Annotated in this window: 13 protein-coding genes, 2 tRNA genes and 1 other RNA gene; all 16 read left to right on the forward strand. The window is 70.2% G+C overall.

Features of this window, described 5'->3' with window-relative positions:
• The first annotated feature begins 304 nt into the window (after nucleotides 1-304).
• The gene (locus IPG61_18180; GenBank protein MBK6735961.1) at nucleotides 305-853 is read left to right on the forward strand and encodes a hypothetical protein; all 549 of its coding nucleotides are present in this window, start codon (nucleotides 305-307) and stop codon (nucleotides 851-853) included.
• A gap of 63 nt (nucleotides 854-916) precedes the next feature.
• On the forward strand, nucleotides 917-1,543 hold the full coding sequence (locus tag IPG61_18185; protein ID MBK6735962.1) for a nucleotide exchange factor GrpE: 627 nt from the start codon (nucleotides 917-919) through the stop codon (nucleotides 1,541-1,543).
• A gap of 67 nt (nucleotides 1,544-1,610) precedes the next feature.
• Complete coding sequence (gene dnaJ, locus IPG61_18190) at nucleotides 1,611-2,741, forward strand: molecular chaperone DnaJ (protein MBK6735963.1); 1,131 nt, start codon at nucleotides 1,611-1,613, stop codon at nucleotides 2,739-2,741.
• Nucleotides 2,742-2,783: 42 nt separating this feature from the next.
• Entirely contained in the window at nucleotides 2,784-3,539 is a 756-nt protein-coding gene (locus IPG61_18195; protein ID MBK6735964.1) for a 16S rRNA (uracil(1498)-N(3))-methyltransferase, read from the forward strand.
• A gap of 60 nt (nucleotides 3,540-3,599) precedes the next feature.
• The gene (locus IPG61_18200) at nucleotides 3,600-4,061 is read left to right on the forward strand and encodes a GatB/YqeY domain-containing protein (protein ID MBK6735965.1); all 462 of its coding nucleotides are present in this window, start codon (nucleotides 3,600-3,602) and stop codon (nucleotides 4,059-4,061) included.
• A 7-nt stretch (nucleotides 4,062-4,068) separates the two neighbouring features.
• A complete protein-coding gene (locus tag IPG61_18205; protein MBK6735966.1) occupies nucleotides 4,069-4,656 on the forward strand; it encodes a CvpA family protein in 588 nt (195 codons plus the stop codon).
• Nucleotides 4,653-6,272, forward strand: a complete 1,620-nt coding sequence (locus IPG61_18210; GenBank protein MBK6735967.1) for a hypothetical protein — start codon at nucleotides 4,653-4,655, stop codon at nucleotides 6,270-6,272. Before IPG61_18205 ends, IPG61_18210 begins: the two co-directional genes overlap by 4 nt.
• Nucleotides 6,259-7,089, forward strand: coding sequence for a Smr/MutS family protein (locus IPG61_18215; GenBank protein ID MBK6735968.1), 831 nt, complete (start codon nucleotides 6,259-6,261; stop codon nucleotides 7,087-7,089). Before IPG61_18210 ends, IPG61_18215 begins: the two co-directional genes overlap by 14 nt.
• 447 nt (nucleotides 7,090-7,536) lie before the next feature.
• Entirely contained in the window at nucleotides 7,537-8,721 is a 1,185-nt protein-coding gene (locus IPG61_18220; GenBank protein ID MBK6735969.1) for a toprim domain-containing protein, read from the forward strand.
• 142 nt (nucleotides 8,722-8,863) lie between these two features.
• Nucleotides 8,864-10,585, forward strand: a complete 1,722-nt coding sequence (gene rpoD, locus IPG61_18225; protein ID MBK6735970.1) for an RNA polymerase sigma factor RpoD — start codon at nucleotides 8,864-8,866, stop codon at nucleotides 10,583-10,585.
• Nucleotides 10,586-10,659: 74 nt separating this feature from the next.
• Nucleotides 10,660-10,736, forward strand: a tRNA-Ile gene (locus IPG61_18230).
• A 115-nt stretch (nucleotides 10,737-10,851) separates the two neighbouring features.
• Nucleotides 10,852-10,928: transfer RNA gene (locus IPG61_18235), tRNA-Val, on the forward strand.
• Between the two features lie 174 nt (nucleotides 10,929-11,102).
• Nucleotides 11,103-11,801 (forward strand): hypothetical protein, encoded by a 699-nt coding sequence (locus tag IPG61_18240; GenBank protein MBK6735971.1) that lies wholly within the window; start codon nucleotides 11,103-11,105, stop codon nucleotides 11,799-11,801.
• 21 nt (nucleotides 11,802-11,822) lie between these two features.
• Entirely contained in the window at nucleotides 11,823-12,182 is a 360-nt protein-coding gene (locus IPG61_18245) for a hypothetical protein (GenBank protein MBK6735972.1), read from the forward strand.
• On the forward strand, nucleotides 12,163-12,561 hold the full coding sequence (locus IPG61_18250) for a ribonuclease HI family protein (protein ID MBK6735973.1): 399 nt from the start codon (nucleotides 12,163-12,165) through the stop codon (nucleotides 12,559-12,561). Before IPG61_18245 ends, IPG61_18250 begins: the two co-directional genes overlap by 20 nt.
• 89 nt (nucleotides 12,562-12,650) lie before the next feature.
• Nucleotides 12,651-13,041: RNase P RNA component class A (rnpB, locus tag IPG61_18255), an RNA gene on the forward strand.
• Nucleotides 13,042-13,089: the final 48 nt, after the last annotated feature.

Below are 13,089 nucleotides of genomic sequence, written 5' to 3' on the forward strand. Positions count from 1 at the left end.
CGACCGACGCCGGTTACCGTGTCTACGTCGACCACCTGCTGGGAGGGTGGGCGCTCAGACGCCATGACGCGCCGGCGGGCCTGGGCGAGCAGGTGCGGCAGGGCGTACGGCGCGCGGCCGGAAGCCAGGACAACGAAGCTTCTGTAGCCGGCCTGATTGCGGCGCCTGACCGACAGTCTCAACATCGTGGCCGGCCCCACCCTGGCCGAGGCGACGGTACGCCGCGTGGAATGCTACCCGGCGCGGCGGTGGACGTGTGGCTGATGGTAGTGCTGCTGGACGGGGCCGCCGTGCGCCAGCGGTCGTGACGTTGCCGGACGACCCGCCGGAGCAGGTGATCGCGGCGGCCGGACGGACGCTGTCGAGGCGTGTTGCCGGGCGCACCTTGAGCGAGGCCACGGTCGGGCTGCCCGACGCGGTGGACCTGGTCGACACGCCCGTCACGCGCTGTGCGGCGCGCCTGGCGCGCGCCGGCCGCGAACTGTTGCGCGGAACCGAGGCCGGCGAGATCCAGTTCGACGGGGTCGCCTCGGTGGTGGGCGCGCCCGAGTTCCAGGAACCGGCGCCGCTGCGCGCCCTGCTGCGGTTCCTCGAATCGTCGACGACGATGCGGGAGACGCTGCAGCAACTGGGCGAACGCACGGCCGACGGCTTCGGCGTCTGGATCGGGCGCGAGAACCCGGTCGATTCGCTACGTTGTTTCACGGTGATGACCCGCCGTATCCCTCTGGACGGTCGGATGGGCATGATCGCGATCCTCGGTCCGCGCCGCATGCCGTACCTGCGGGCGTTGCACGGCCTTGACGCGTTGCGGCGCGAACTGGGTGCGCCGGATGCCTCGCCACTGCATTGAGAACCGGCGCGGCGCAGGGACAGGATCCGCCGCGCGTGAACGGCTGAGACAGGAAAGGTCACGATGACGAAGCGACGACACGACGACTCAGGCCCGCAGTCGGAACGCCAGGAGGAAGCCGGCGCCGGTGGACCGTCTGCCGACGGCTCCGACGGAACGGACCGCTACGACGGGTTCGACGCCCAGGGCCCGGATGGCGCCGACGGGATCGAGCCCGCGGCCGCCGACCAGCCGACGCCGGAGGACACGCTGCGCCGCGAGCGCGACGATGCGCAGGACAAGTGGCTGCGCGCCATGGCCGAGATGGACAACCTGCGCAAGCGCACGCGACGCGAGGTTGCCGACGCACGGCGGTTCGCGCAGGCGGACGCGGTGCGGGGCTTCCTCGACGTCCTCGACAACCTGGAAAGGGCCTTGCAATCGAGCGCCGGCGCCGCCGATACTGGCGCGCCCGATCCGTTCCGCGAGGGCATCGAGCTGATTCGCCAGAAGATCCGTTCGGTGCTGCAGGACCAGGGCATCACCCAGATCGAGGCGCTTGGGCTGCACCTCGACCCGCTGGTGCACGAGGCGGTGGGCCAGTTGCCGCGCGAAGGCGGCGAGCCCGGCACGATCATCGAGGTGGCCCAGGCGGGCTATCGCCTCGGCGAACTGGTGCTCCGGCCGGCCCGGGTGATCATCTGCGCCTGAAGGGCGCCGGCAGGCAAGAGTCAGGAACGACCGGAACGACAGGAACGACAGGAACGACAGGGACGGCATGAGCGGCAGCAAGCGCGATTACTACGAGGTGCTCGGTGTGGCCCGCGGCGCGGACGCCACCGAGATCAAGAAGGCCTACCGTGCGCAGGCCATCAAGTACCATCCGGACAAGAATCCGGATGACCCCGGTGCCGCGGAGAAGTTCCGCGAAGCGGCCGAGGCGTACGAGGTCCTGAAGGATCCGGAGAAGCGCGCGCAGTACGACCGCCACGGACACGCCCCGGAAGGCGGCGGTTTCGGCGGTGGCTACGGCGGGGGCGGCATCAACGTCGACCTCAATGACGCGCTCGAGTCGTTCCTGCGGAATTTCGGGATGGGCGGGGGCGGCGGCTTCGGCGACATGTTCGGCGGCAGCGGCGGCGGCCGGGGGCGGGGTCGCAACCTGCAGCTCGAGTTGGCGGTGTCGCTCGAAGAGGCGGCGCGGGTGCGTAAGACGGTGACGTCACGCCAGCAGGTGCCGTGCGGCGACTGCGGTGGCACGGGTGCCAATGCCGGCAGCAAGCCGGCCACCTGCCCGCAGTGCCACGGCCACGGCCGCGTGCGCCAGGTACGGCAGTCGCTGCTCGGCCAGATGGTCACCGAGGGACTGTGCCCGCAATGCCAGGGACGCGGCCAGATCGTGCAGGATCCCTGCCGTTCGTGCCGCGGTACGGGCACGGTGCGCGGCGAGGAGTCGCTCGAGATCAACGTGCCGGCGGGCGTCAGCTCCGGCAACTACATGGAACCCCAGGGCAAGGGCGATGCCGGCGACCACGGCGGCGGCGCCGGCAACCTGCGCGTCGTCTTCAATGTCCGCGAGAGCGACCTCTACGAGAGGCACGGCGACGACCTGCTCATCGATGTGCCCATCTCGCCGGTCGACCTGATGCTCGGCACGAAGATCGAGGTGCCCACGCTGGACGGGAAGGTGGCCCTCAAGATCCCGGCGGGCACGCAGAGCCACAAGATCTTCCGCATGCGCAAGAAGGGCATGCCGCATGTCAACCGTCCGGGCACCGGCGACCAGCTCGTGCGCGTGATCGCGTGGACGCCGGGTGACCTGGAAAAGGACCTCGTCAAGAAGCTCGAGGCGCTGCAGGCGGACCTGGCGCGGCGCGTGCCGCCGCCGGGACGGCACGGCGCGGACTAGGCAGCCGGCGCGCATGGGCGCGCCGTGACGGGAGGTCCATCCGTGCGCCAGTTCTTCCTTGCCGTCGATCCGGCCGCACCGCCGCAGCCCGGCGACCTGGTCACCCTCGACCGCGACGAGAGCCATCACCTGCAGGGCGTGCTGCGCGGCGCCGGCGATCGCGACTGGTGCCTGGTCGACGGGTGCGGGCGTCGCTACACGGCCCGCGCTGCCGGAGCCGGCAAGCACCCATCCTACGAGATCCTCACCGTGGCGACAGACCCGCGCGAGGATGCCGCCCCGCGCCTGACCCTGGCCTGTGCCGTGGTCAAGGGGCGTCACTTCGAACTGGTCGTCGAGAAGGCGGTCGAACTGGGCGCGCATCGGCTGCTGCCGCTGGTGACCGCGCGCGGCGTGATCGAACCGGGTGACGGGCGGCGCGCGCGCTGGGAGTCGCTCATGCGGGCGGCCCTCAAGCAGAGTGGGCGCTGCCGGCTGCCGGAGCTGGCCGAGCCGCTCGACCTCGCCGGCGCCCTCACGGCCTGCGCCGGCGACGCGATCCACGTGGGCGGCGCTCCCGACGAGCGCGCGCTGCTGGGCCGGCCTGCCCCGGCGCCGGTCGTCCACGAATGCGCGGGCCTCTCGCTGTTCATCGGGCCGGAGGGCGGCTGGACACCCGACGAAGCGGCGCGACTGGCCGCCGCCGGCGCCCTGCCGCTCGACCTGGGGCCGTTCACGCTGAGGACCGAGACCGCGGCCATTGTCGGGCTGGCGGCGCTGCGGGCGCTGGCTGCGGGGGCCGGTCCGCAGCGATCTTGACAGCGTCCCCGCCGCGGTCTTTCATGGCCGTCGAGCAGGCAATCTCCCGAAAGGAATCCCATGGCCACGAGTGAACTGGCTGCCCGCGTGCAGGCGGCCGTTATCGCCGCGATGAAAGCGAAGGACAAGGACCGCCTCGGTATTCTGCGCCAGATGCAGGCGGCCATCAAGCAGGTCGAGATCGACACGCGCAAGGAACTGGCCGATGCCGACGTGCAGAAGATCCTCGCCTCGTACGCCAAGAAGGTGAAGGACACGATCGCTTCGACCGAAGGCACCGGTCGCGACGACCTGAAGGTCGCCGCCGAGGCCGAGCTCGCCGTTGTCGGCGAGTTCCTGCCCGCGGAGATCGGCGATGCCGAACTGGAGGCCCTGGTGCGGCAGGCGATCGCCGAGAGCGGCGCGCAGGCGCCGGCCGACATGGGCAAGGTCATGAAGGTGGCGGTGCCGCTGGTGGCCGGCAAGGCCGACGGGTCGCGCGTCAGCGCGATGGTCAAGCGCCTGCTCGCCGGCGGGAAGTGAGCTGCCCTTGAACGCCCCACTCATCTTCGGACTGTCGGTCATCGTGCTGTTCGGCGCCCTCGGCTGGCGCGACGGCGTGGTCAAGCGCGTGCTCGAAGTGGCGGGCGCCATCGCGGCGCTGCTGTTGACGGCGCGATTCGCCGGCGCCGTGCAACCGTGGGTCAGCGACCGCACGGGCGCCGGCACGGGCCCCGCGCTGCTGATCACCTGGGCCGTGCTGTTCATCCTCGGTCTCATCCTCAGCCGCCTGCTGGCTTCGCTCATCGCGAAGCTGCTGCACCTGACGGTCCTGGTCTGGGTCGACCGCCTGGGCGGGGCCCTGCTCGGGCTGTGCTTCGGCCTGCTGGTCGCCAGCGTACTGCTGGTGGCTGCCAGCCAGGTGCGCGGCGGCTCGGCGGTGCAGGCGGACTGCGACCGCTCCTTCGCCGGGCGCACCATTTTCTACGCCGCACCGAATATGTACCTGCAGGCGCGCAAGCTCTCCGGAGGCCGCGTGGAGGCTGCCTGGGAGAAGTTCACGACCCGCGCCGCCGAGGCGGCTGCCGCCGGCAAGACCAGGGTCAAGGAAGCGGCCGCCCGCCACGAAGGGTCATGATCCCGCTGCTCGAGCGTCTGGCTGCCGCTGCGGCGGCAGCCGCGCCGGTCGCCTCGCCGCGTGCGCTGGCCCTGCTCGAATGGGACCGGCTCGTGGGCCAGATCGCCGGCCGCTGCCAGAGTCCCCTGGCCGCCGCCGCCGTGCGTGCGCGCCGTCCGCTGGCCGATCCCGACCTGCTCGTCCCCTGGCACGAACTGGCCGACGAACTGCGACCCGACGGCGAAAGCAACGTCTGGCCGCCGCTGAACGACCCCTCGACCCTGCTGGCGCTGATCGACCAGCCGCCGCCGGTGCGCCTGGAAGGCACCGACCTCGTGCATGTGGCCGCGCTGGCCGGCGACCTCGATTCCCTTCGTGACCACCTGCTGGACCGCCGATCGACGTGCCCGCGCTGGGGCGAGGCGGCGTTGGCCACCTCGCCCCTGGATGGATTGCGCGGCGCGCTGCTGCGCGCGCTGGAGCCGGACGGGCGCCTGCGCGACGAGGCCAGCCCGCGCCTGGGCCCGTTGCGGCGGCAGGCCGCGGCGCAGGAGCGGACCGTGCGCAGTGAGGTCAACGAGGCCATGATGCGGGCGCGCAGCGCCGGGTGGACCACCGCCGACGAAGTGACGTTGCGCGGAGATCGCTTCTACCTGCCACTGCGCTCGGGCGACAGCCGCCGCATCGACGGCATCGTGCATGACCGCTCGCAGACCGGGGCCACCCTCTTCGTCGAGCCGGCCGGCGTCGTGCGCATGGCCAACGAGTTGACCTCGCTCCGGCTGGAGATCGCGGCCGAGGAGGCCCGCATCCTGTTCGAGCTGAACCGCGCCGTGGAACTGGCGGCGCCGGCGCTGCGCGATGCGGCGTCACTGATGCTGCTGGTCGACGAGGTGCGCGCGGGACTGCTCTGGAGCCGGGCCGTCCGCGGCCGGCGCGTGCGGCTCGATGAAGCCGGCAGTGCGCGCATCGACGGGGGGCGCCATCCGCTGCTCATGGCTGCGCTCGGCGACGGCGACCTGGTGACCGGGCGCCCGCTCGTGGTGCCGCTCGACCTGGAGATTCCCGACGGCTGCCGCGTGCTGGTGATCAGCGGCCCCAATGCCGGCGGCAAGTCGGTCGCGCTGAAGACCGTCGGCGTACTGTGCCTGCTGGCGCAGTGCGGCTGGGACGTGCCGGCCCGCGAGGACACGGTGCTGCCCCTGGTTTCGCGGCTGCTGGTAGACCTTGGCGACGACCAGTCGATCGCGGAGTCACTCAGCTCCTTCTCGGCCCACATGCGGCACCTGGGCGAGTTCCTGGCTGCCGCCGCGCCCGGGACGCTCGTGCTCTCGGACGAGATCGGCAGCGGCACCGACCCGCAGGAGGGCACCGCGCTGGCCTTCGCCGCGCTGGAACAGCTGGCCGCGCAGGGTGCGCTGGTCCTGGCCTCGACGCACTTCGGGCTGCTGAAGGCCGCGGTTCACGATCACCCGCAGATGCAGAATGCGGCGATGGACTTCGACGAGCGCGACCTGGCCCCGCTCTACACGTTCCGCGTGGGGGATCCCGGCACGAGCCACGCGTTCGACATCGCGCGCCGCATGGGCCTGCCCGCCGACCTGATCGAGCGGGCGCGTTCGCGTGCAGGGCCATGAGCGTGTGCAGGTGGAGCAGCTGCTCATCGACCTTGACCGCCGCGCCCGCGAACTGAAGACCGCGGGCGAGCAGGCGCGCGAGGCCGCCGACCGCGCCGAGGGCCGCGAACGCGAACTGGCTGTTCGCCTGGCCGAGCTGGAGAAGCAGAAGAAGCAGCTCCTGGCGGAGGCGCGTCGCGAAGGCGAGAAGGCGGTGCGTGAAGGCCGCCGGGCGATCGAGAACGCGGTGCGCGAGATCCGCTCCGAGCAGGGTGCGGCGCCGGCCGTGCGCCGGGCCCGCGACCGGCTGGCCGAGTTCGAGCGCGCGGTCAGCGACGAACCGGCTGCCGTGGCCGGCGACAAGCCGTTCGCGCCGGAGCTTGGCCAGCGTGTGCGCATTCCGCACCTGAACCTGGTCGGGCGCATCGTCGAGGTGCGCGGCGGGCGGCTGGTGGCCGAGGCCGAGGGACTGCGGCTCACGTTGGGCCCGGACGCCGTGCGGCCGCTGGACGACCAGGACGGCGCCCCGCCCGCGCCTGCGCCGACCCGTCCCGATACGACCCCCGTGACTGCCGGCAGCTGGGGATGGCAGGGCGAGGCCCCGTCCGCCGAGCCCAGCCTCGACCTGCGCGGTACCACGGGCGAGGAGGGCTGGCAGCGGCTGGACCAGCTCATCGATCGCGCGATTCCCGCCGGCCTGAATGCCCTCGAGGTCATCCACGGCAAGGGGACGGGCCGCCTGCGCGAGTACCTGCACGCCCGCCTGCGCGCCGACCGGCGCGTCGCCTCTTTCCGCGAGGACGAGGCCGGCGGCGCCACCGTGGTCCGCCTGGCCTGAATCCGGCCCGCCGGGCCCCGAAGCGTGGGGCCACCTTCAGGTTGCATCCGCCGGGCAATTGCGATATCCTGATCTGTTACCGTCGACTTCGCCCGAGGGTAACGGCAACGGAAGGCCTGGGCAGGCGCACATGGCAGCGGTCCTCTCTGCGGACATCATCGCCCGGGTCAAGGACGAGACCGACATCGTCGAGATCGTGCGGCAGCATGTCCAGCTCAAGCCGGCCGGCGCCGTCTACAAGGGCCTCTGCCCGTTCCACAAGGAAAAGACCCCCAGCTTCATCGTCACGCCGGCGCGCGCGCGCTGGCACTGCTTCGGCTGCGGCACCGGCGGCGACGTCATCTCGTTCCTGATGGAAGTCGAGGGCGTCACGTTCCCCGAGGCGGTGGAGATCCTCGCGCGGCCGCTCGACATCGACCTGTCCAGCGCGCTCAGTGCAAGGGTGGAGTGGACCGGGAACTGGCCCTGCGGGCCGATCTTCTGCGTCCCAGCGACCGCGGCGGCGAGCCGTTTGCCTATTTCCGCAACCGCATTATCTTTCCTGTCAAGATCATTTCGCGCCAGGTCGCCGGTTTCGGCGGTCGGATCATCGACCAGGGTGAACCGAAATACCTGAACTCCTCCGACAGCGCCTACTTCAACAAGGGAAAGCTCCTTTACGGATTCGAAGCGTCGCGCATGGCCATCGCCAGGCAGAAATGCGCGGTGCTCGTCGAGGGGTATCTTGACCTGTTGGCATTGGCACAGGCGGGGTTCACGAACGTGGTGGCCACCTGCGGTACGGCGTTCACGCCCGAGCAGGCGAAACTGCTGCGGCGCGGGGCGCGCGATGTGATCCTGATGTTCGACGGCGACAAGGCCGGCCTGAAGGCGGCGGTGCGTTCGGCAGACATCGCGTTGCGGTGCGGCCTTGAACCCCGCATCGTGCGGTTGCCGGCGGGCAAGGATCCGGCCGACCTTGCCATTGCCGGCGGCGCGGCGCCCATCGAGCAGGCGCTGAAGGATGCCATCGGCTATGTGCCGTTCCTGAAACGGTTGGCCGATGCACGCGGTGGCGACCGGACGTTGAGCGAGCGCGCTGTCCGGCAGATCCTGGCGACGGTGGCCGGGATCGAGGATCCGCTGCGGCGCGAATACGTGCTGCAGGAAGCGGCCGACGTGTCGGCCTCGAGCGCGACGTGCTGCGGAACTCGCTGCCCGCGCCCGGGCCGGGAGACAGCGGCCAGCGCGACGGCAAGTACCGTAGCGGCGGCGCGACCGCCCCGGCATCGACGGTCGATGCGGCGACGGCGACCGGCAGTGGCGACGGCGGCGAAGCGTCCGGCGTCGACGCGTCCGGCATCGACCGGCCGGCGCGCGCACGCGGCCCGCGCGTCAGGCGCTCGATGGTGCCGGTGCAGGTGGAGCGCATCGCGGCCGATATGCTGGCGCATGCGCTGCGTGACGAATCAGGAGCGGCGGCCCGCGAAGTGGCTTCCGCGGGAGATCTGCCCGGGCTCGAACCGGCGGCCGCCACCCTGGCCGCGGAGTTTCGTGCCTGGTCTCTGGGTCCGGCCTCGACGGCGGACGTCCGGGAGTGGGTGTTGTCGCGCTGGAACGGCGTGGGGGATGCGGGTTATCGCGGCTATGTGAGTCGCCTGCTCGACCGCGACGACATCCCCGCCCACACCGATCATGTCAGGGTGGTCACAGACTGTCTGGTACGGCTCGGGCGGGACGCCCGCGCCTCCGGGCAATGATCCGGTCACCACGGACACGGGAGCAGGACCGGCGCATGGATAGCAAACGCTTCGAAGCCATCATCGAGACCATCCGCCGGGAAGCCACCGCCAAGGGCGGCTACATCCTGCTCGATGACATCAACAACCTCCTGGGGAACGATTTCTCGGTCGAGGAGCTCGAGCGCATCTACGAGAAGCTCGGCGAACTCCAGATCGAGTATTTCGATTCCGACGAGGACGCGCACGCCAAACTCTCCCGTCGCAAGAAGAAGGAACAGAAGAAGGTCGCTGCCGCCCGCAAGGTCAGCCGCACCAACGTCAAGTATGACGACCCGGTGCGCATGTACCTGCGCGAGATGGGGCGCGTGCCCCTGCTCACGCGCCAGGGCGAGGTGAACCTGGCCCGTCGCATGGAGGACGGGCGCCTGGCGATCATCGAGGCGACACTGCGCAGCCGCCATTCGCTGCGCGAGCTGCGCCAGACGGCCAACCAGCTGCTGGCCCAGTCGGTGCATGTCGACGAGGTCGTGCAGCAGGATACGAGCACCTGGAACGTGCACCTCTCGGCCGAGAAGGAAGGCAAGCGCCTCCTCAAGTCGATCGACGCCATCGAGAAGCTGCAGAAGGAACTGGCCGAGGCGCGCACCGAGATGGAAGGCGTCACCGACGGCCCGCGCGCCGCGACGCTGCTGCGCATGGTGCAGGCCCGCGAGAAGAAGATCGTCGAGTCGTTCCTGGCGTTGCAGCTCGCGCCTTCGCAGGTCGAACAGCTGGCGCAGAAGCTGTTGCTCGTGCACGGCAAGGTCGAGGATCTCTACGCCCGCATCACGCGCGTGGAGGAGGCCGTCGGCTACAACAGCACCGACATGGCCCTTGCCCTCAAGAAGCCGGGAATGACGCCCGAGTCGCTGGAGACCCTGCAGGAAGCCGTCAAGACCGTGCGCGCGCACCGCAAGCGGATCCAGGACATCGAGCGCGAGATCGGCCTGAGCGCCGAGGAACTGCACCGCATCGGCACGCAGATCTCGGTCGGCAAGCAGCAGGTCGACGCGGCCCAGAAGGAAATGATCGAGGCCAACGTGCGGCTCGTGATCTCCATCGCCAAGCGCTACACCAACCGCGGGCTCGAATTCCTGGACCTGATCCAGGAGGGCAACAGCGGCCTGATGCGCGCCGTGGAGAAGTTCGACTACCGCAAGGGCTACAAGTTCTCGACGTACGCCACGTGGTGGATCCGGCAGGCGATCACCCGCGCGATCGCCGACCAGGCGCGCACCATCCGCGTGCCCGTGCACATGATCGAAGCGATCAACAAGGTCAACCGCGCGAACCGGCAGCTGCTGCAGGAACTCGGGCGCGACCCGAAGCCCGAGGAAGTGGCGGCCTTCCTCGAGATGCCGATCGAGAAGGTGCAGGGCGTGCTGCAGGCGAGCCTCGAGCCCGTGAGCCTCGACCGCCCGATCGGCGAGGACGAGGACAGCAACCTCAGCGACTTCATCGAGGACGACAGCGCGCCCTCGCCGGCGCGCCAGGCCGCGCAGAGCATGCTCAAGGACCAGTTGCAGCGCGTGCTGAGCACGCTGACGCGGCGCGAAGAGAAGGTCATCCGCCTGCGGTTCGGCCTCGGCGACGGCACGCCGCGCACGCTGGAGGAAGTGGGCACCATCTTCAAGGTGACCCGCGAGCGCGTGCGGCAGATCGAGGCGAAGGCGCTGCGCAAGCTGAGGCACCCGAGCCGCGCCCGCAAGCTCAAGGGCTACGGCGAGATGGTCTGAGCGCACCCGGCGGGTGGGCCCGAATTCGGGTTGACCGTCACGGGGTGATCGCCTATCTTCCGCGTCCCGGTGCTGGGCCTATAGCTCAACTGGTTAGAGCAGCCGGCTCATAACCGGCCGGTCCCTGGTTCGACTCCAGGTAGGCCCACCAGTCTCCAACGCGAGGCGGTGACGCCTGCCGCGCGGGCCCGGACCGGGTCGCGCCGCGGCGGCGACCGGTTCGAATTGGCAGACGGTTCGAATGGGTACAATTTGCGATTACGGATGGGCGATTAGCTCAGCTGGCTAGAGCGCTCGCCTCACACGCGAGAGGTCACAGGTTCAAGTCCTGTATCGCCCACCATCCGTAAGTCGCACTCTGGCAGGAACATCGCGAACAGGCGAACCAGGTGCTGCGGCACCTGTTTTTTTTGGCCATCCGGTTTTGAATCCGGCGACGCGCGATTCCCGTTGTATGATGGGTGCCGCGGGTTGCGTGCGATGGACGGACTGCGGGCAGCGCGACCGGGGGGAAGCCATGGACCTTAAGGTCGTCTACGCGATCCTGGCGGAAGTGCTGGCGCTGGAAGAGCGGCTGGCCGCGGCGCGCGATGCCCGCGCCAGGCACACGCGCCGCGACGACCATCTCGGGGCGCTGGGCCGTGAACTGGCTGCCGATGCCGATGCGGCGCGGCACGCGGTCGATGAGGCGAACGCCGTCCTGCGGCGCCTGGATCGCGAACTGCGCGAGGTCGAACTGGGCATCGCCTCGCGACAGGAGCGCCTGGCTGCGGTGGCCGACGCCCGGCAGGCTGTGGCGGTGCGCCTGGAAGTGGAGACGCTCGAGCGGCGAAAGCAGTCGCTGGAGGCGGAGGCCCTGGGGCTGCTCGGGACGCTGGAGGCTGCGGAGGCCGCCGTCGACGAGGCCGATTCCGATGCCGGACGCCAGTCCGCGCGTTCGCGCACCGAATTGTCCGGCCTGGCCGAGGCCGCCGATCGCGGCGCGGCCGCGCTTGCCGCCGGCGAGCAGGAGATGGTCCGGTTGCTGGGGTTGCTGCCGGAAGACCTGGCGCGCCACTTGCGGCGCCTGCAGGCGCGCGGAGACCAGTCGGTGGCGCCGGTGCGTTCCGGTGCCTGCGGCGGTTGTTTCGGGCAGCTTCCCGCGGTGCTGGTCGGCGAAGTGGAACGCCGTCGTTCCCTGGTCCGGTGTCCGGGCTGCGGGCGCGCGGTCATCTAGATGTTTGACGGGGGATTCGTGATGAGCGGTAACGACCCGCAGACCCTGACCGACCTGTTGCGCGCCCTCGAGCGCAGCGGTGACCTGCGTACCCTGGCCCGCGAGTGCGGCCTGTCGGTGCGCGAGCTGCGCCGTCGCCTGGCGATCTGGCGTCGCGAGCTGCAGGCCGAGCACGAACCGGAAGAGTTCGCGGCCGAAGGGCCGGCCTTGAACGACCGCCTGCAGGCGTCCGCACCGGAGCCCTTCGACGCGGTCGATGAAACGCCCGTGTCCCCTGCCGGACACGAGGGAGCCGGCTGGCCCCCCCTTCCGGCGGCGCTGACCCTCAGCCGCAGTCCCCCTGCCCACGCGGGGCCGCCCGGTGCTCGAGATCTTCACTGACGGCGCCAGCCGCGGGAACCCCGGGCCGGCTGCGATCGGCATCGTGTTCCGTCGGAAGGACGGCGAGGCGCTGGCCCAGCACCGTGAGGCCATCGGAAGGGCCACCAACAATGTGGCCGAATACCGGGCTGTGGTCACAGCGCTCGAATTCTGCCAGAAATGGGGCATCAAGCGGGTGCACCTGAAGATGGACAGTGAGCTGATCGCCCGGCAGCTGCTGGGGGTGTACCGGGTCAAGAGCCCGGAATTGCGCCCGCTCTACCAGCAGGTCGTCTTCATCACCCGTGGCCTGGCGGAGTTCGAGGTCACGCACCTGCGCCGCGAGCAGAACGCCCACGCCGACGCCCTGGCCAACCAGGCGCTCGATGAACCGGCCTGAGCGCTGCTCCGCCCGGTAGCGCCGCATCCGGACCACCGCCGAAAACCCCGGTGACAACTCCGCTTTGGCGCGTTATCCTTGACAGCGTGAGAAGCCGGGGAGGTAGTCGCGTACCTCCCGAATCCTGTGATACGGGAGGTCCGAGGAAAGTCCGAGCTCCGCAGGGCAGGGTGCTGGTTAACGGCCAGGGGGAGTGATCCCACGGAAAGTGCCACAGAAAATAAACCGCCAGTGCGCAAGTGCTGGTAAGGGTGAAACGGCGAGGTAAGAGCTCACCGCGCTTCCGGTGACGGAAGTGGCAGGGCAAACCCCACCCGGAGCAAGACCAAATAGGGGAGGATGAGACGGCCCGTCTCGTTAGCACTCCCGGGTAGGTCGCTGGAGACCGTCGGCAACGGCGGTCCGAGATACATGACTGCCGTCGCGGGTCCCGCAAGGGACGCGCGGCAACAGAACTCGGCTTACGACCGGCTTCTCACGTCTGAACGCAACGGTCCCGTCTGCAAACGGGCCAGGGTCGGCTGCCGC

The organism is bacterium, from assembly GCA_016703265.1.
Taxonomy (GTDB): Bacteria; Krumholzibacteriota; Krumholzibacteriia; order LZORAL124-64-63; family LZORAL124-64-63; genus CAINDZ01.